Source organism: Streptomyces angustmyceticus (assembly GCF_019933235.1).
In the GTDB taxonomy this organism is placed as follows: Bacteria; Actinomycetota; Actinomycetes; order Streptomycetales; family Streptomycetaceae; genus Streptomyces; species Streptomyces angustmyceticus.
This window is the reverse complement of sequence record NZ_CP082945.1, coordinates 7,058,813-7,075,288: the sequence shown is the minus strand read 5'-3', so window position 1 is coordinate 7,075,288 and position 16,476 is coordinate 7,058,813. Positions and strand designations below refer to the sequence as shown.

Here is a 16,476-nt window from a genome sequence, read left to right as displayed (position 1 = left end):
TGCGGGAGCGGGACGGCCCGGCCGCGACGGGCCGGGCGCCGAGGACGAAGGAGATCCGGTGAACGTGCTCTTCCCCGCGCTGCGCGACGCCTCGCCCGCACCCGCGCTGCGCTTCGGTGACCGCACCCTCAGCTATCGCCAATTGGCGTCGGTGGCGGGCGCGCTCGCCGAGCGGATCGCCGGTGAGACCCGTGTCGCGCTGTGGGCGACGCCGACGCTGGAGACCTCGGTCGGTGTGGTGGCCGCGCTGCTCGCCGGAGTGGCCGTGGTGCCGGTGAATCCGAGGATCGGGGAGAGCGAGCTGACGCACATCGTGACGGACAGCACGCCGTCGCTCGTCCTGGCGGAACCGGACGCCGACCTGCCGGAGCCACTGGCCGCGCTGCGCCGCGTCGACATCGAGGCGGCGCAGCCACCGGAGGACGCCGTACCGGCCCCGCCGGCGTACGAAGCGGGCGACGAGGCGCCGGCCCTGATCGTCTACACCTCCGGCACGACGGGGCCGCCCAAGGGCGTCGTCCTCCCCCGGCGCGCCCTCGCGCACACCCTTGACGCCCTGGAGGACGCCTGGCAGTGGACCGCCGACGACGTCCTCGTCCACGCCCTGCCGCTCTTCCACGTCCACGGCCTGATCCTCGGCATCCTCGGACCGCTGCGCCGCGGCGGCAGCGTGCACCACCTGGGCCGCTTCAGCACCGACGCGGTGGCCCGCGCGCTCACTGGGGACGGCACGATGCTGTTCGGGGTGCCCACGATGTACCACCGCCTGGCCGTCGAGGCGGGCCGGGACCCCGCGCTCGCCAAGGCGCTCTCCCGCGCCCGTCTGCTGGTCTCCGGCTCGGCCGCGCTACCGCTGACGGATCACGAGAAGATCGCGGCGGCCTCCGGCCGACGGGTGATCGAGCGCTACGGCATGACGGAAACCCTCATGAACACCAGCGTGCGGGCGGACGGCCCCGACGCCACGGGCACGGTCGGGGTGCCGCTGCCAGGGGTGTACGTCCGGCTCGTCGACGACGCGGGCCGGGCCATCGAGGAGAACGACGGCGAGACGGTCGGCGAGATCCAGGTCCGCGGCCCGAACCTCTTCGTCGAGTACCTCAATCGCCCAGACGCCACCGCCGCCGCCTTCGACGGGGGGTGGTTCCGCACCGGCGACATGGCTGTCCGGGACGCCGCCGGCAACTACCGCATCGTGGGCCGCAAGGCCACCGACCTGATCAAGAGCGGCGGCTACAAGATCGGCGCCGGCGAGATCGAGAATGCGCTGCTGGCCCACCCCGGGGTCGCCGAGGCGGCCGTCACCGGCGCTCCCGACGAGGATCTCGGCGAGCGGATCGTCGCCTGGATCGTCCTGGAGACCGGTCCGGACGCGGGCCCGGCCCCCTCCGCCCAGGAACTCGCCGATCACGTCGCCGGCCAGCTCGCCCCGCACAAGCGCCCCCGCACGGTCCATTTCCTGGACGCCCTGCCGCGCAATGACATGGGCAAGATCCTGAAGCGTGAGCTCCATGCGTAACGGCGACAAGGACCCGGCCGGGGGCGGAGGCGGGGACGGGAACACCGCCAGGGGCGCGAACGGTTCCGGGGACGGGAACACCGCCGCACGCGGAAACGCGAACGGGGACGGGGACGGGAACGCTGCCGCCACACTCCCGTGCGCTCGCCTGACAGCACGTCAAGCCATCGCGGCGGTCGCGGATGCGTACACCGAGACCACCGTCCCCACCGGCCGTACGGCGACGGCGGAGACGCCCACGCCCACGCCCACGCCCACGCCCACGCCCACGCCCACGCCCACGCCCACGCCCACGCCCACGCCCACGCCCACAACAGCGTCCCCACCGGACGGCCCCCTCGGCTGGCACGGTTACGACGACGCGCGGGCCCGTGCCCGCGCACGGACCGGCGAGGACGAGTCGGTGGTCACCGCCCTCGCGACGATAGGCGGCAGGGAAGCGGTCGTGCTCTCCTTCGAGTTCCGCTATCTGGGCGGCTCACTCGGCGAGCGCACCGGCGACCGCCTGGAGGCCGCCTACACCCTCGCCCGCGAGCGCGGCCTGCCGGTCGTTTCACTGATCGCCACGGGCGGCAGCCGCATGCAGGAGGGAATGCGCGCGCTCACCCAACTCCAGCGGGTGGCACGGCAGTCGGCGCTGAACCGCGCCGCGGGCCTGCCGCAGATCGCCGTGCTGCGCGATCCGACCACCGGCGGCGGCTGGGCCACTCTCGGCGCCGCCGCCGATGTGATCCTCGCGCTTCCCGGGGCACAGATCGGTTTCGCGGGCTCACGCGTGCGCCCCCCGGACGCCGATCCCTTCGCCTACTCCGCCGAGGGCCAACTCGCCACCGGCCACATCGACGCCGTCGTCCCGCCCGACCGACTGCGGGGCACGCTCCAGCGGTGGCTGCGACTGCTGTGCCCGCCCGAGGAAGCCCGCACCCGTACCGTGGAGCCGGCACCCCCGCCGTCCGCACTCGGCGTGCCCGGACTGCCCGAGACCGGCTGGGATGCGGTGGTCCGGGCCCGCGAGTCCGGGCGGCCGCGCGCCGAGGCGTATCTGCGGGCGTACTTCGACGACCGGGAGGAGATCAGCGGCGACCGCTGCGGCGGCGTCGACCCCGGGATACGCTGCGGTTTCGGCCACCGCGAGGGGCGCACGATCGCCTTCGCCGCCCAGTGCGGCACGGCCACCCGCCCGGCCGGCTTCCGTACCGCCGCGCGACTGGTCCGGCTCGCCGACCGGCTGCGGATACCGGTGCTCACCCTCGTGGACACCCCGGGCGCCGCCAACGACGCCGCGGCCGAACGCGCCGGCGCGGGGGCGGCCATCGCCGATGCCTTCGCGGCGCTCGCCACCGCCGAGGTGCCGGTCACCTCCCTGCTCATCGGCGAGGGCGGTTCGGGCGGTGCCCTGGCCCTGGCCGCACCGGACCGGCTGTGGGCGACCCCGGACAGCTACTTCTCCGTGATCGCCCCGGAGCTGGCCGCGGCCATCCTCAAACGCGACGAGGCGCAGGTCCACGACACCGCCGACCAACTCCGCATCCGCCCGCAGGACTTGCTGGAGCTGGGCGTCATCCAGGGCATCGTCCCACCGCCCTGACGGGGGCGGGCGCGGGCGGCGCTCCCGCCGGTCTCAGGAGCCCTCCACGAGCTTCCCGGCCGCGCGGAGCGCCCCCACCGCGGCACGGATCGAGGGCCTGCGGTCGGCGTCGGCGCGCCAGATGGCGTAGACGTGGCGGCGCATCGTGTGCCGGACGGGCACCACGCTCACTCCGTCCGGCACCGGCCCACGGCCGAGGCGCGGAGCCACCGCCACGCCCAATCCGGCCGCGATCAGGGCCAGCTGGGTGTGGTGCTCCTCCGCCATATGCGCGATGCGCGGCTCCACGCCCTTGCCGCGCAGGGTGAACATCAGCCAGTCCTGGCAGAACTCCCCCTGCGGCCAGGAGATCCACTCATCGTCCGCGAATTCGTCCAGCTCCACGGAGCGTCGCCCGGCGAGCGGATGTGTGGACGGCATCGCCACATCGGCCGGATCATCCAGGAGCGGGGCCTTCGCCAGCCCTTCGGGGAGGGACAACGGCCGGTTGTACCAGTCCAGGACGACGGCCAGATCGAAATCGCCGCGCACCACGCCGCGTACCGAATCGTCCGGTTCCCTCTCCGTCAGCCGCGCCCGCAGCTGGGGGTGCTCGGCACGGAGCGTGACCAGCGCGGCCGGGAAGAGTCCCCGTGCCGCGGTGGGAAACGCGCTCATCCGCAGCTCGCCCACCGCCTGCCCGCGATGCGCTTCCAGTTCGGCCTGTGCCAGCTCGACCTGGGAGAGGATGCGCGCCGCGTGGTCGGCGAGCAGCCGTCCGGCGTCGGTGAGCCGGACCCCGCGCCCGTTCTTCGCCAGCAGTTGCTGTCCGGTCTCCCGCTCCAGCTTGGCGATCTGCTGCGAGACGGCGGAAGTCGTCACATGCAGTCCGTCGGCGGCGGCGCCTACCGATCCGTGCCGGGCAATCGCACTCAGCGTCCGCAGGCGATCAAGGTTCAACATATAAGCAATGCTAAGCGATACCCCACACGAAATATCGCTTGTGCTACGAAGTTGCCCGCCGCATCGTAGTCGTCATGAGCACCACCACCGGCACCCCCACCGCCTCTGCCGCCTCTGCCGCCACCGCGAACTCTCCGGCCACAACCGTGCGCACGATCACGAACGAGCACGGCTCGACGGCCGCGCGCACCTCGCCCCGTAGCGAGGTCGCGCCCGCATCGTCCCGTCCGGGCGACGCCTCCGCCTCGTGCGGCACAGCTGTCGCTTCCGCGCCCTCCCCTCCCGGCACGGCGTCCGGCTCGTCCCGCTCGGACGCCCCGCTCGCCACCTCCGCCCCCGGCACCGGGACCGCCAAGGCCACCGGACGGACCATCGGCTGGCGACTCCGCTTCGCCGCCCTTTCCCTCGTCTGGGGTTTCAGCTTCCTCTTCATCAAGGTGGGCACCGAGGGATTCGCCCCACTGCAGGTGACGCTCGGCCGGGTGGCGTTCGGCGCACTGGTGCTGCTGGCCATAGTCGTGATCAAGCGAGAGCGGCTACCCCGTGCTCCCCGCACCTGGGCTCATCTCACCGTTGCCGCGTTCTTCCTCAATGCGCTGCCGTTCTCGCTCTTCGCCTACGCCGAACTGACCATCCCCTCCACACTGGCCGGCATCTGCAACGCCACCTCCCCGCTGTGGGGCATGGCTCTCTCGGTCGTCGCGCTCTCCGAGGACCGTCCCACCCGGCGCAGGGTCGCGGGGCTGGGCCTCGGATTCCTGGGCGTGCTCACGGTGCTCGGCGCCTGGCAGGGTTTCGCCGGCACGGATCTGACGGGCACCGCGATGGCGCTGGGCGCCTCGCTCAGCTACGCCGTCGGCTGGATCTACGTCCGCCGCACCCTGGCGGGCGTCCCGCACTCCCACCTGTCGATGTCCAGCGCCCAGCTGCTCCTGGCCACCGCCCAACTGGCCGTGGTGACACCCCTGTTCACCACCGCACCGACCCACTACCCGGTCATCCCGCTGCTCGCCGTCTTCGCCCTCGGCGCCCTGGGCACCGGCTTCGCCTTCCTCATCCAGTACGGGCTGGTCGCCGAGATCGGCCCCACCACCGCCCAGATGGTCACGTACTTCATTCCCGTGATCGCCACCGCGGCCGGAGTGGCCCTTCTCCACGAACAGCTCAGCTGGAACACCCCCGTCGGCGCCCTCATCGTCCTGGCCGGCGCCGCCCTCACCCAGAGCAGGCCCCGCCCGAGCACCCCGCCACTCCCCCAGCCCGGCCCGACCACCGACTGACGCCCCCAGAGCCCCGCCCCCGCCCCCACCCCACCCTCTCCACGCCCCTCACTCATACCGCCGCGTCTCCCCCACCCCCGTGGCCGCGGCAACGGCGCCCGCCACCGGGGCGATGTCGTCGTCGGAGAGGGCGGAGACGGTGATGCGGATGCCGGGCGGGGAGGCCATCCGGAAGCGGGCGCCGGGGGCCACCGCCCAGCCGGAGTGCAGGAGTCGGGCCACCGCGCCGGTCTCGTCCGGGACCGGCACCCAGACATTCATGCCGCTGCGGCCCCGGGCACGGACCCCGCGCTCCGCCAGTGCCCGTATCAGCCCGTCCCGCCGACGCCCGTACGCCCCGGCCACCGCTTCCGGGTCCACCGCGGACGTCCGCCAGAGGTGGACGACCGCGTCCTGGAGGAGATGACTGACCCAGCCCGGCCCCAGACCCTGACGGCCCCGCACCCGGTCGATGGTCAGCGCGTCTCCGGTGAGCACCGCCAGGCGCAGATCCGGGCCGTACGCCTTGGCCGTCGAGCGGACCAGGACCCAGTGGTCGGTGACGCCGGAGAGCGGATGGAGCGGAAGGTCGACGATGCCGTGGCCGTGGTCGTCCTCGATCAGGAGGGCGCCGGGGTGCGCGGCCAGGAGGGTGCGGAGTTCGGTGGCGCGGGTGCGGCTGACGGCGGCCCCGGTGGGGTTCTGGGCCCGGTCGGTGACGACGACGGCGCGGGCGCCGTCCTGGAGCGCGCGCGCCAGCGACTCCGGCAGCGGGCCTTCGTCGTCGACCCCGACCGGGGCGGGGCGCAGGCCGAGTGCCGGGATGAGGTCGAGCAGGCTGCCCCACCCCGGGTCCTCCACCGCCACGGTGTCGCCGGGCCGCAGATGGGCGGCCAGCACCCGCTCGATGGCGTCCAGCGCGCCGCTGGTGACGGCGACCGGTCCGGCCGGCACGCCGTCGTCGTCGAACGCCGCGCGAGCGAGGGCTGCGAGGTCGTCGTCCACGGCGGGCGTGCCGTAGAGCACGGGGCGCTGCGCGCTGCGCGCCGCGGCGTGTGCCAGCGCCCGTTCGAGCGGGGGCAGCAGGGACGGGTCGGGGTTTCCGCCCGAGGCGTCGCGGACGCCCGGCGGGACCTCCACTCGCAGCGCCTCGCGCGGGGTACTGGCCGGGCGGGGACGCACCCGGCTGCCGCGCCGGCCCGCCGTTTCGATCACCCCGCGATCGCGGAGCGTGCGGTAGGCGGCCGCGACCGTATTCGGATTGACTTCGAGATAGACCGCCAACTCCCTCAGCGGGGGCAGGACTTCGCCCGGTTGGAGCTCACCCGCACCGACGGCTCGCTCGACACTGGCGGCAATCTCCGATGCGCGCCGCCCTTCGATCCGATACTCTCCTAGCACAAACACGATTATGCACTAGTGCAATGGAGTTGGCAATGGCCCGAGCCGAGGCGTACGAACCGACCGCGCGCACGATCCCCACGCGCGCCCGTGACCGCGCGGCCTACGACCAGGAGACCGTGCACGCCATCCTCGACACGGGATACGTCTGCCATCTGGGCTTCGTCCGCGACGGCTCCCCCGTCGTCCTGCCGACGCTCTACGGCCGCGTCGGGGACCGCCTCTACCTGCACGGATCGACCGGATCGCGTCCGCTGAGGATGGCCGGCGAGACACCGGACGCCGGGCTGGAGGTGTGTGTCACGGTCACCCACGTCGACGGGCTGGTGCTGGCCAGGTCCGCGTTCCACCACTCCATCAACTACCGCTGCGTCGTGGTGCACGGCACCGCGCACCAGGTGACCGACCCCGAGGAGAAGAAGGCCGCGCTCGACGCGCTCGTCGACCATGTGCTGCCCGGGCGTGCCGCGGACTCCCGGCCGGGGAACGCCAAGGAGCTGGCCGCGACCGCGGTGATCCGGCTCGACCTGCGCGAGGTCTCCGCCAAGATCCGCAGCGGCGGCCCCAGCGACGAGCCGGAGGATCTCGCGCTGCCGTACTGGAGCGGCGTCCTCCCCGTGGCGCCGGTGCACGGCGCTCCCATAGCCGCCGACGACCTGGCACCCGGCATCCCCGAGCCGGCGTACCTCTCCGCCCGCTGAGGAGCACCCGTGCTGATCCATCCCTGGGACGCCCCGACCGACGACGCCGAGTGGCAACAGTGGCTCGCGGCGCACGACTTCGGCCAGCTGGCCGTCAACGGACGGCCCGGCGAGCCTCCGCTGCTGCAACCACTGCACTTCTCCTACGACCCGTCCCGCCGCGAGGCGGTCACCCACCTGGCCCGCCCCAATCCCCTGTGGGCCGCGCTGGAGGACCGGCCGACGGTACTGCTGAGCGTGGTGGACGACTACACCTTCATCCCCGGCCCCTGGCAGGCGGCCGAGGACCAGCCGTCCGAGCACGGCGTGCCCACCAGCTTCTACGCCGCGGTCCAACTGACCTGTACCGCCCATGTGGTGGACGATCCGGAGGAGAAGGCGGCGCTGCTGCAGCACCAGATGGACCACTTCCAGCCGGGCGGCGGATCGGCCCCGGTGGCCGCGGGTGCGGCTCCGTACGGGCGACAGCTGTCCGGCATCCGTGGCCTGCGCCTCGAAGTGCACGAGGTCCGCGCCAAGTTCAAGTACGGGGGCAAGCGGAGCGAGGCCGTCCAGCAGCGGATCTCGGAACGCCTCGCCGAACGCGACGGCCCGGGGGACGCCGCGGCCCGTACCCACCAGCAGCGCCGGCTGGCAGCCACCACCACGGCCACCGTCCGGCCCCGCTCCTGAACTCCACGGACTGCACCAACCGAACGACCCGCTCGCTCCGGCCGCCCCGGCCGGTTCCGCGACGGGTGCCCGGTGCCCCCGGCCACAACCGGCCGGGGGCACCCGGGCTCAGCCGCCCGCCGGCGCCGCGGGCCGCGCGGCAGTCACCGCCCCGCGCGCCTCCGTCACCGCCAGCGCGGCCACGGCCGCCAGCAGCACACCGGTGCCGAGCAGCGTCGCCGCCGTGAGCCGCTCCCCGAGGAACAGCACCGCGATCACCGCGGCCGACACCGGCTCGATCAGCGAGATCACCGATGCGGTCGCGGCGCGGACAGCGGCCAGCCCCGCGAAGTACAGGCCGTAGGCCAGCGCCGTCGGCACCGCCGCGATGTACCCGAGCAGCACCAGGCTGCGGCCCAGATCCTGCCCCTGGGGCCACAGCCCCTCCACCGCGGCGAGCGGCAGCAGACACAGCGCGGCCACGGCGAACGCGCCGATCGTCGAGGCGTACGGATCGCTGCCGCCACCCTTGCCCAGCCGCCTGCTGACCAGCGTCATCGCGGCGCATCCCGCCGCGGACAGCAGGGCGTACCCGAGGCCGGCCAGCCGGACGGCGGCGCCCTGGCCGCCCCCGAGGACCAGCACCGCCAGCCCGGCCAGCGCCCCGGCGACGGCCAGCACACCGCCACCGCCGAGCCGTTCGCCCATGGTCACGCGCGCCCCGATGGCGATGAGGACGGGGCCGGCTCCCATGGTGACGACGGTGCCCACGGCCAGTCCGGTGGCTTCGACGGCCGCGAAGTAGGCCGCCTGGAAGACGGCGAGGGCGACGCCGGTCACCACGGTCCGGGTCACCCGCCGGCGCAGCGGCTCGTGCGGGGCGGGGACGGTGGCGGCGCCGGACCGGCGGCGCAGCAGCGCCCGTACGGCGAGCAGCAGGAGCAGGCCGCCGAAGGTGCGCCAGAAGGTCAGGGCGAGCGGGCCGAGTCCGCTGCCGCGGTAGAGGAGGGCGGCGGCCGCGCCCGCCGTGCCCCAGGCGGTGGCTGCGAACGTCACGTACAGCAGCCCCCGGCCCACGGGCAGGGCGGAGGAAGGAGTGGCATGCATGAAGAGGTGCTCCGGGAAATCCAGGACGGCGCGGTGCGCCGTGGAGTGGTCGCGTGGTCCCGTGTACAGGCAGCGACAAAACGGCTCGGGAACCTTCCCGGGCCGGGTTTTCCTCGGAGGCCGCCGCCCGCCTTACGCGGCGGGAGGGGGCAGCACGGTCGAATGCATGATCGTCACCCTACGTCGCCCGCGAACCGGCCGACAAGTCACCTTCGGACCCGCCCCCAGGTAGTCCGGGAGCCGGGAGACAGGTCTCATGGGGTCCGCTACGGCCCGGACGGCGCCGACGGGGCGGTGGGAGCCGGCGGGGCCGAGGACGCCGGGATGTCTCCCGTACCGCCGGCGCCCGCGCCGTCCCCCGAACCGCCGCCCTGCGCCACCCGCACCGTCTCCGTCGTCTTCGGCTTGGCCGACTGCGCGATGAAGGCACCGGTCAGCACCACCAGGCCGCCGACGATCTGCGGCACGGAGAGGTGTTCGCCGAGCAGGACCCAGGCCAGGACGGTCGCGATGACCGCCTCCAGGCAGGCGACCACCCCGGCCACCTGCGGTGAGAGCCGGCGGATCGAAACCACTCCGGTGAGGTACGCGGCCACCGTCGCGATCAGCACGATCCAGGCGAGCAGCAGGGCGGCGGGCACCTGGAAGCCGTTCAGCTCCGCGCCGCCGCCGAGCACCGACCAGTCCATGTCCCAGGGGCGGGCGATCGCGGTGAGGACGACCGCGCCGACCAGCAGGCCGTAGGCGATCACGCCGAGCGGGTCCACGGTGTCGTCGCCGTCGCCGCCGTGGTCGGACAGCACGAAGTAGCCGACCTGGCAGCAGGCCGCACCGAGAGCGAGGGCGAGGCCGACGGCGTCGAGGCTCAGCCCGGACCAGACCTCGACGACGCAGGCCAGTCCGCCGACGGCCAGCACCACGCCGATCGCGGCGGCACGGGTGACCGGCCGCTTCTGTACGAAACGGACCCAGCCCAGCACGAGGGCGGGCGCCAGGTATTCGACGAGCAGCGCGACACCGACCGGGATACGGGAGAGCGCGGCGAAGTAGCAGGCCTGCACACCCGCGACGGCGAGCAGGCCGTAGCCCGCGAGCAGCGCGGGCCGGCGGCGCGGCAGTTCCCGGTGCCGCCAGGCGAGCGGCAGCATGACCAGCGCCGCACCGGCGACCCGCAGCCAGGTGACGTGCAGCGGTTCGAGGCCGGCGGATATCAGGGGCTTGGCGGCGACGCCGGAACCGCCGAAGGCCAGGGCCGACAGCAGGGCGATGCCGAGGCCGGCGCCGCGTCCCCGGGACGCCTCGCTGCGGCTCGCCCCGAGGGCGGGGTGTGGTGGCTGGGGCCCCCGGGACCCCGGAGTTCCCTGGGCCGGGCCGGTCGATGGACCGGCCGGGCTCCCCGAAGACGCGTGCATCGGGTCATCATGGCAGCCGCCGTCAGCAGTGTGACCCCCCAGACCCCTGTCCGTTCCGGCCGGGGCGTCACCCGTCCAGGCGGGCGGCGAGCCGGCCGGTGTCGACGGCGGCCCGGCGCAGGACCTCGACGGCGCGGGACTCGGGGTCGTCCACCAACGCGGCGAGCAGGTCGAGGCAGCCCGCGCGGGTGGCGTAGCGGGCGTGGGCACGGTCCAGGGCGCCGTCCATGGCGGCGGCCGCGGCCGGCGACCATCCGGGGACCTGCCCCTCGGTGACCACGGGGACCGCGCCGGAGTCCTCGACGGTGCCGTGCCACCGCAGGCCGTAGCCGATGCTGCGCTGGACGAGGTAGCCCAGGAGCCGCGCGACCTGCGGTGGGCCCTCGAAGGCGGCGCGTACGGCGGGGTCGGATTCCAGGAGGCCGTGCAGCAGATGCGCGGTGTCGACCTGCCGGTCTCCGTCGCGGGTGGCCCGCCTGCGGGCGGCGGACACGACCGTCGCGAGCTCGACGGTGAGCTGACTGGCGGACTCCTCCTGAGCGGGACCTTCGCCGCCACTGTACGCAGTACGGTTTTGCACAGCCTCCACCCCACCAGCCTCCGGACGCCGGATCATCCCCGGCGGGGAGCATTTGCGTCTCCCACGATGGTTGGGCACGGCCGCACGCGATCTCATCCCTGGGGAGGAGATGCGGGGGAATCGTGGAGGCCGGACATACGACCCCGGGGCGGGCCGCCGAGGAGGCCGGACACGGACCGGGGGCGGCCGTCGTGGCCGCCCCCGCGCACCTCACCCGGCGACCCACCGGCCCCCTCACCAGGAACCTGACGCATCATCAGAATGAGTCGGTCATCGGTATTGAACCTTCACCCCCGCGGGGCTACGTTCCGCGGCACCAGCCAGGGACCGCCACCGAAGGGGTGATCGCATGGCCGAAGTCACCGCGCAGGCCCGCGTCGACGCACCGGCCGAGAAGCTCTGGGACCGGCTCACCGACTTCGACTCCTACGGGGAGTGGAACGCCACCCACACCGCCTTCCCCAAAGGCGGCCCCGAATCGCTCGAGGTCGGCGCGGCCTACGAGGAGAACATGAAGCTGATGGGCTTTCCCGCGGAGGTCGTCTGGACCGTGCGGGAGCTGGAGCCGGGCCGGCTGCTCGACATCCAGGGCAAGGGCCCGATGGGCGTCAGCCTGGGGATGCGCTACGCGCTCACACCGGACGGCGGGGCGACGGACGTACGGATCGACGGGACGTTCACCGGCGCCGCGGTCTCCCTGATGGCCGGCAAGCTCAAGGACTCGGCGGGCGCCGCGCTGAACGAGTCGCTGCGCAAACTCGCCGCCCTGGCCACCTGACCCTCCGGCCGCTCGGCAGCCGCCCCCGAACCCGCGGCTCCCGATCCCGGCGCGCCCCCGGCCTTCACCGCCGGGACCCCGGGGCTCCGGGAGAAGCACCCCCGAAGCCCCCGCTCGCCCCCCGAAGCCTCTGCTCAGTCCTCCTCGGCAAGGATCAGATACAGCTCCTTGCGCGCCTTGTTGACCACCGCCATGGCCTTCTCCCGCTGTTCGGGAGTACCCGTGGCCCACACCTGACGGAACGCCTCGACCAGGCCGCCGCCCGCCTTGCGGATCTCGTTCATCGCCTCCCAGTCGACGCCGCGGCCGGCCTCCTCCCAGGGAGCGTCCGAACCGCTCTCGGCCTCGGCGCGGCCGGCGTCGGTCAGCGAGAACAGCTTCTTGCCGCCCTCACTGGCGCTGGCGATCAGCCCCTCATCCTCCAGGAGCTGCAGGGTCGGATAGACCGAACCGGGGCTGGGCTTCCACGCCCCGCCGCTGCGCTCGGCGATCTCCTGGATCATCTCGTAGCCGTGCATCGGCCGGTCCTTGAGCAGCGCCAGGATCGAGGCGCGCACATCGCCGCGCCGCGCCCGGCCGCGCGGTCCGCCGCGCCCCCGGCCGCCGCCGAACGGCGGGCCCCCGAAGGGCGGGCCGAACGGGCCGAAGGCCGCGCGCAGCCGCTCCCGGCCGCCCGGGAAGTCGCCCCGTCCGCCGTATCCGCCGGGTCCGCAGTGCTCGTGCCGGCGCTCATGTCCGTGATCGTGTCCGTGGGAACGCATCAGTGCGCCCTCGCTTTCTATCGTTGATCTATTGCGATACCTCAACGATATATCGGGACTGTTCGCCGAGCAAGACCGGCGGCATGATCGGCGCCCTCTCCCAACAGATCCGCGGAGCCGCGATCGACGCTCTCTTCAACGGCACCGAGAAGATCACCAAAGCCGGGCTGAAGGCCGTCCCGCTGGACGTCGCCGCCGGATCGCCTCACTTCCGCGGGCCCAGGTCCCCGATGACCCACGAGAACGTCCGCGTCCTGCCCTTCCAGGTCCGGCCCCGGCCCGGCGAAGGCATCCGGTCCTTCATCGGGCGCCTGGCCCACGCCAACCATCTTCCGCCCCGCTACCTGCGGACCTACCTCTGCGAACCGCCCGAACATCTCGGTCTTCCCAGCTGGACACGGCTGGCCGCCGCGGCCGGCCGCGCCCGGAGACGCTGGTGGCCACCCGGGAAACGAGGCGCTGCCCGGAGTGCGACGCAGAGATACCGCCCTCCGACGTCATCGGCCGCCAGGCCCTGCGCCGTTCCCAGGCGTGCCGCGAGAAGGCATACCGGAAACGGCATCCGCGGGCTCCAGTTCAGAAGGCCCCCTGCAGAGAGTGCGGGAAGAGCCTGAAGATCCAGCCCGGACGGCGCTATCGCCTGTGTTCATCCGCCTTCCGACGCGCCGACTACCGCAAGCACGAAGAAAAGTGGTGAGCCGAGGCAGCCCCGGCTGATCCATCCGGACCACGAGTCTGCGCGGTCTGCGACGGCCCGATGTTCTCAGCAGCACGCCGGACATGCTCACAGCGCTGCCGTGAGAAGGCATACCGGCAGCGGAAGGCGCAGCCGGCCTCCGCCTAGGCTGGCACGGTGACTGATGAGCAGGAGCGGGTGCAGCCGTCGGGAGTGTGGGCCACGGCGGTGGGGGTGGCCCGGGTTCGGGCGCTGGAGACCGAGCGGGAGAACGCGCTGTTCCGCGACCCACTGGCACAGGCCTTCGCCACCGCCGGCGGCCTATGGCCCTCCTCGCCGCCGCTGCCCGATGACGAGGCCGCGCGCCGCCGCCGACTGGCCGTGTCGTTCTCCATCGTCATCAGGACGAAGTTCCTCGATGACCTGTTGCAGCAGGCCTCCGCGTCCGGGGTCCGGCAGGTCGTGCTGCTCGGCGCCGGCATGGACAGCCGGGCCTTCCGGATCGACTGGCCGGAGGGCACCCGACTGTTCGAGGTCGACACCGCCGCGCCACTGGACTTCAAGGCTTCGGTGCTGCGCCAGGAGCGGGCCTTCGCACGCTGCGAGCGGATCACCGTCGCGGTGGATCTGCGTGAGGACTGGCCGGGCGCGCTGGCCGCCGCAGGGCACGACCCGGCGGTGCCGACCGTGTGGATCGCCGAGGGACTGCTGATCTATCTGCCCGAGGACGCGGTGGAGCTGCTGCTGGCCCGGATCAGCGCGCAGTCGGCGGCAGGCAGTCGGATGGGGCTGACGTTGGGCTCGCGCGGCGTGATCGAGCGCTTCGGCGCGGATGCCGAGCCGGGATCGGCGGCGTCCATGTGGGTCTCGGAGATGCCCGACGACCCGGTGGGCTGGCTGGCCGGGCACGGCTGGGAGGCCGACAGTCACACCCTGCGCGAGCGCGCTGCCGCCTACGGCCGCCCGATCAGCACCCCGCCGCAGCGCGAGGAGCGGCCCGGCGGACTGATCTCGGCGGTCCGCCGGTAGAGCGCCTCCAGGCGGTCAAACTTCAGCGGCAGTCGGTCAAGGTCCAGTGTCACAGGACACTCCCGGAACGTCCCGCGCACGACCCCTCCGCACCGCCCTTGGCCCCGCTGCGCCCGCGCTCCGTGGCCAATTCCCTCGGATTGGCCTTGGCCTGCGGCTTTGTGGCACCTCTACGCTCGCGGCCATGAGGATTCGTATCGTCGACGCCTTCAGCGAGCGTCCGTTCACCGGCAACCCGGCGGGAGTCGTGCTCCTCGACTCCGGCGCCTTTCCCGATACGGCCTGGCTGCAGCAGGTCGCCACCGAGGTCAACCTCTCCGAGACCGCCTTCGCGCACCCGCTGCCCGGGGGCGGTGACGCCGACTGGGCGCTGCGCTGGCTCACGCCGGCCGCCGAGGTGAACATGTGCGGGCACGCCACTTTGGCCACCGCGCACGTCCTGCACGCCACCGGGACGGCCACCGGTACGGTCCGCTTCCGCACGCGCAGCGGGGTGCTGACCACGACCGCCGACACCGACGGCGCGATCACCATGGACTTCCCGACCGCCCCGCTCACGCCCGTCGAGGTCCCGCCGGCCGTCGCGGACGCACTGGGCACCGAGATCCGCTCCGCGCACGACACCGGCCCAGACGTCGGGGACCTCCTGGTCGAGCTGGCCGACGAGAAGTCCGTACGGGAGCTGTCCCCGGACCTCCGGGCGCTGGCCGGGCACGGCGGCCGGGGCGTGATCGCCACCGCGCGCGCCGACCGCCCCGAGGACGGCTACGACTTCGTCTCGCGCTGCTTCTTCCCCGCGGTGGGCATCGACGAGGACCCGGTGACGGGCAGCGCGCACACCGCGCTCGCCCCCTTCTGGTCGGCCCGCCTGGGCCGTGCCGCGCTCGTCGGCCTGCAGGGCGCCGCCCGCACCGGCTTCGTCCGCACCGAACTGCGCGGCGACCGGACGCTGCTGACCGGCTCGGCGGTCACGGTCATCGACGGCGAGCTGCTGGTCACCGGCTGAACCGGTCCCGGCAACAGCCGTCTTCGGGAGGCGCGGCAGGCACCGGCGGGTGCCCCGCGCCCCACCCGTCTCACGCCGTCGGCAGCCACCCCACGTGCCCCGCGAGCACCGCGTAGCCGACGAACGCCACAGTGTCGATCAGGGCGTGCGCGGCGACCAGCGGCCCGACCCGCCCCCACCGCCGGTACAGCAGCACGAAGACCACGCCCATCACCATGTTGCCGACGAAGCCGCCGACGCCCTGGTAGAGGTGGTAGGAACCGCGCAACAGCGCGCTCGCGGCCAGCGCCGCCATCGGGGACCAGCCCAACTGACCCAGCCTGCGCAGCAGATACCCGACGACGACGACCTCTTCCAGGACAGCGTTCTGCACCGCGGAGGCGATCAGCACCGGGATCTTCCACCACACCGCGGGCAGCGCCTCGGGAACCACCGTCAGATTGAATCCGGCCGCCCGCGCGCCCAGATAGAGCAGCAGACCGCTGCCCCCGATGACGGCCGCCAGCCCGGCGCCCCGGCTCAGGTCGAAGCCGGGCCGCCGCCGGTCGAAGCCGATCGCGCGCAGCCCGCCGGCCCGTTCACGCAGCAGGAAATGCGCCACCAGCACCACGGGGACCAGGGCGGTCGCGATTCCGAAGAGCTGCCAGGCGAGATCGAGCCAGGGCCGGCCCGGCGCGTGCGAGCCGTTGAGCGTCGCCGCCTGGTGCTTGAGGCCGCCGGGCTTGGTGAGCGACCCGACGAAGCTGATCAGCGCCGACACCGCGCTGGCGCCCAGCGACAGGGCCAGGACGATCAGCGTCTCGCTCCGCAGGATGCTGCGGGACGGCTCCCCGGCCGCTCCCGTCCCCGGTCCGGGCCCGCCCCCCGGAACGTCCGCATCGGCCACGGGACTTGTATCCGACTGCACGCTTCCTCCACTTCCGCATTACCGCCTCGTCGCCACCACCGCCCCGCTAGGGTCTCGGCAGCAGGTACGAAGATCGCGCGCGACAGGCCGGGGACGGGCGCCATCCACATGGCGCGCGTCCCTCTCCCCATCGAATCCCGATCGAGCTCCGAGAAGGAG

General features: G+C 73.5%; 15 protein-coding genes. 8 read left to right on the top strand and 7 right to left on the bottom strand.

What is annotated here, in order from left to right:
* Nucleotides 1–58: 58 nt before the first annotated feature.
* Nucleotides 59–1,519 carry an acyl-CoA synthetase gene (locus K7396_RS31610; RefSeq protein WP_152104523.1) on the top strand — a complete coding sequence of 487 codons (1,461 nt, stop codon included), beginning with the start codon at nucleotides 59–61 and terminating at the stop codon, nucleotides 1,517–1,519.
* A complete protein-coding gene (locus tag K7396_RS31605; RefSeq protein WP_263296025.1) occupies nucleotides 1,512–3,107 on the top strand; it encodes a carboxyl transferase domain-containing protein in 1,596 nt (531 codons plus the stop codon). The genes K7396_RS31610 and K7396_RS31605 overlap by 8 nt, the downstream gene beginning before the upstream one ends.
* 33 nt (nucleotides 3,108–3,140) lie before the next feature.
* Here K7396_RS31605 and K7396_RS31600 read toward each other — a convergent pair whose 3' ends face one another.
* The gene (locus tag K7396_RS31600) at nucleotides 3,141–4,049 is read right to left on the bottom strand and encodes a LysR family transcriptional regulator (protein WP_086721887.1); all 909 of its coding nucleotides are present in this window, start codon (nucleotides 4,047–4,049) and stop codon (nucleotides 3,141–3,143) included.
* Between the two features lie 74 nt (nucleotides 4,050–4,123).
* Between K7396_RS31600 and K7396_RS31595 the strand changes: the two genes are divergently transcribed.
* Nucleotides 4,124–5,329, top strand: coding sequence for a DMT family transporter (locus tag K7396_RS31595; RefSeq protein WP_223660258.1), 1,206 nt, complete (start codon nucleotides 4,124–4,126; stop codon nucleotides 5,327–5,329).
* Between the two features lie 48 nt (nucleotides 5,330–5,377).
* Here the strand turns inward: K7396_RS31595 and K7396_RS31590 are convergent, their stop codons facing one another.
* On the bottom strand, nucleotides 5,378–6,709 hold the full coding sequence (locus tag K7396_RS31590; RefSeq protein WP_152104524.1) for an aminotransferase class I/II-fold pyridoxal phosphate-dependent enzyme: 1,332 nt from the start codon (nucleotides 6,707–6,709) through the stop codon (nucleotides 5,378–5,380).
* A gap of 35 nt (nucleotides 6,710–6,744) precedes the next feature.
* Here K7396_RS31590 and K7396_RS31585 point away from each other — a divergent pair, with 35 nt between their 5' ends.
* Nucleotides 6,745–7,410: a pyridoxamine 5'-phosphate oxidase family protein gene (locus K7396_RS31585; protein ID WP_086719115.1), complete on the top strand. Its 666-nt coding sequence runs from the start codon at nucleotides 6,745–6,747 to the stop codon at nucleotides 7,408–7,410.
* A gap of 9 nt (nucleotides 7,411–7,419) precedes the next feature.
* Nucleotides 7,420–8,082: an FMN-binding negative transcriptional regulator gene (locus K7396_RS31580; RefSeq protein WP_086719116.1), complete on the top strand. Its 663-nt coding sequence runs from the start codon at nucleotides 7,420–7,422 to the stop codon at nucleotides 8,080–8,082.
* 108 nt (nucleotides 8,083–8,190) lie between these two features.
* On the opposite strand, the gene K7396_RS31575 is transcribed toward K7396_RS31580, so the two are convergent.
* The 3 genes from K7396_RS31575 to K7396_RS31565 all read right to left on the bottom strand — a co-directional run bounded on the left by K7396_RS31575 (nucleotide 8,191) and on the right by K7396_RS31565 (nucleotide 11,160).
* Nucleotides 8,191–9,168: a DMT family transporter gene (locus K7396_RS31575; RefSeq protein ID WP_086719117.1), complete on the bottom strand. Its 978-nt coding sequence runs from the start codon at nucleotides 9,166–9,168 to the stop codon at nucleotides 8,191–8,193.
* Nucleotides 9,169–9,434: 266 nt separating this feature from the next.
* A complete protein-coding gene (locus K7396_RS31570; RefSeq protein WP_086719118.1) occupies nucleotides 9,435–10,580 on the bottom strand; it encodes an EamA family transporter in 1,146 nt (381 codons plus the stop codon).
* 67 nt (nucleotides 10,581–10,647) lie between these two features.
* Nucleotides 10,648–11,160 (bottom strand): Clp protease N-terminal domain-containing protein, encoded by a 513-nt coding sequence (locus K7396_RS31565; RefSeq protein WP_086719139.1) that lies wholly within the window; start codon nucleotides 11,158–11,160, stop codon nucleotides 10,648–10,650.
* Nucleotides 11,161–11,509: 349 nt separating this feature from the next.
* Here K7396_RS31565 and K7396_RS31560 point away from each other — a divergent pair, with 349 nt between their 5' ends.
* Nucleotides 11,510–11,938 (top strand): type II toxin-antitoxin system Rv0910 family toxin, encoded by a 429-nt coding sequence (locus tag K7396_RS31560; RefSeq protein ID WP_086719119.1) that lies wholly within the window; start codon nucleotides 11,510–11,512, stop codon nucleotides 11,936–11,938.
* A gap of 134 nt (nucleotides 11,939–12,072) precedes the next feature.
* Here the strand turns inward: K7396_RS31560 and K7396_RS31555 are convergent, their stop codons facing one another.
* Entirely contained in the window at nucleotides 12,073–12,699 is a 627-nt protein-coding gene (locus K7396_RS31555; RefSeq protein WP_086719120.1) for a PadR family transcriptional regulator, read from the bottom strand.
* Between the two features lie 889 nt (nucleotides 12,700–13,588).
* Between K7396_RS31555 and K7396_RS31545 the strand changes: the two genes are divergently transcribed.
* Together K7396_RS31545 and K7396_RS31540 are read left to right on the top strand one after the other, a co-directional pair.
* Nucleotides 13,589–14,404, top strand: a complete 816-nt coding sequence (locus K7396_RS31545) for a class I SAM-dependent methyltransferase (protein ID WP_167392790.1) — start codon at nucleotides 13,589–13,591, stop codon at nucleotides 14,402–14,404.
* A 184-nt stretch (nucleotides 14,405–14,588) separates the two neighbouring features.
* Nucleotides 14,589–15,410 carry a PhzF family phenazine biosynthesis protein gene (locus K7396_RS31540; RefSeq protein ID WP_086719123.1) on the top strand — a complete coding sequence of 274 codons (822 nt, stop codon included), beginning with the start codon at nucleotides 14,589–14,591 and terminating at the stop codon, nucleotides 15,408–15,410.
* A gap of 70 nt (nucleotides 15,411–15,480) precedes the next feature.
* Here the strand turns inward: K7396_RS31540 and K7396_RS31535 are convergent, their stop codons facing one another.
* Nucleotides 15,481–16,296 (bottom strand): CPBP family intramembrane glutamic endopeptidase, encoded by an 816-nt coding sequence (locus K7396_RS31535; protein ID WP_223660257.1) that lies wholly within the window; start codon nucleotides 16,294–16,296, stop codon nucleotides 15,481–15,483.
* Nucleotides 16,297–16,476 lie beyond the last annotated feature (180 nt).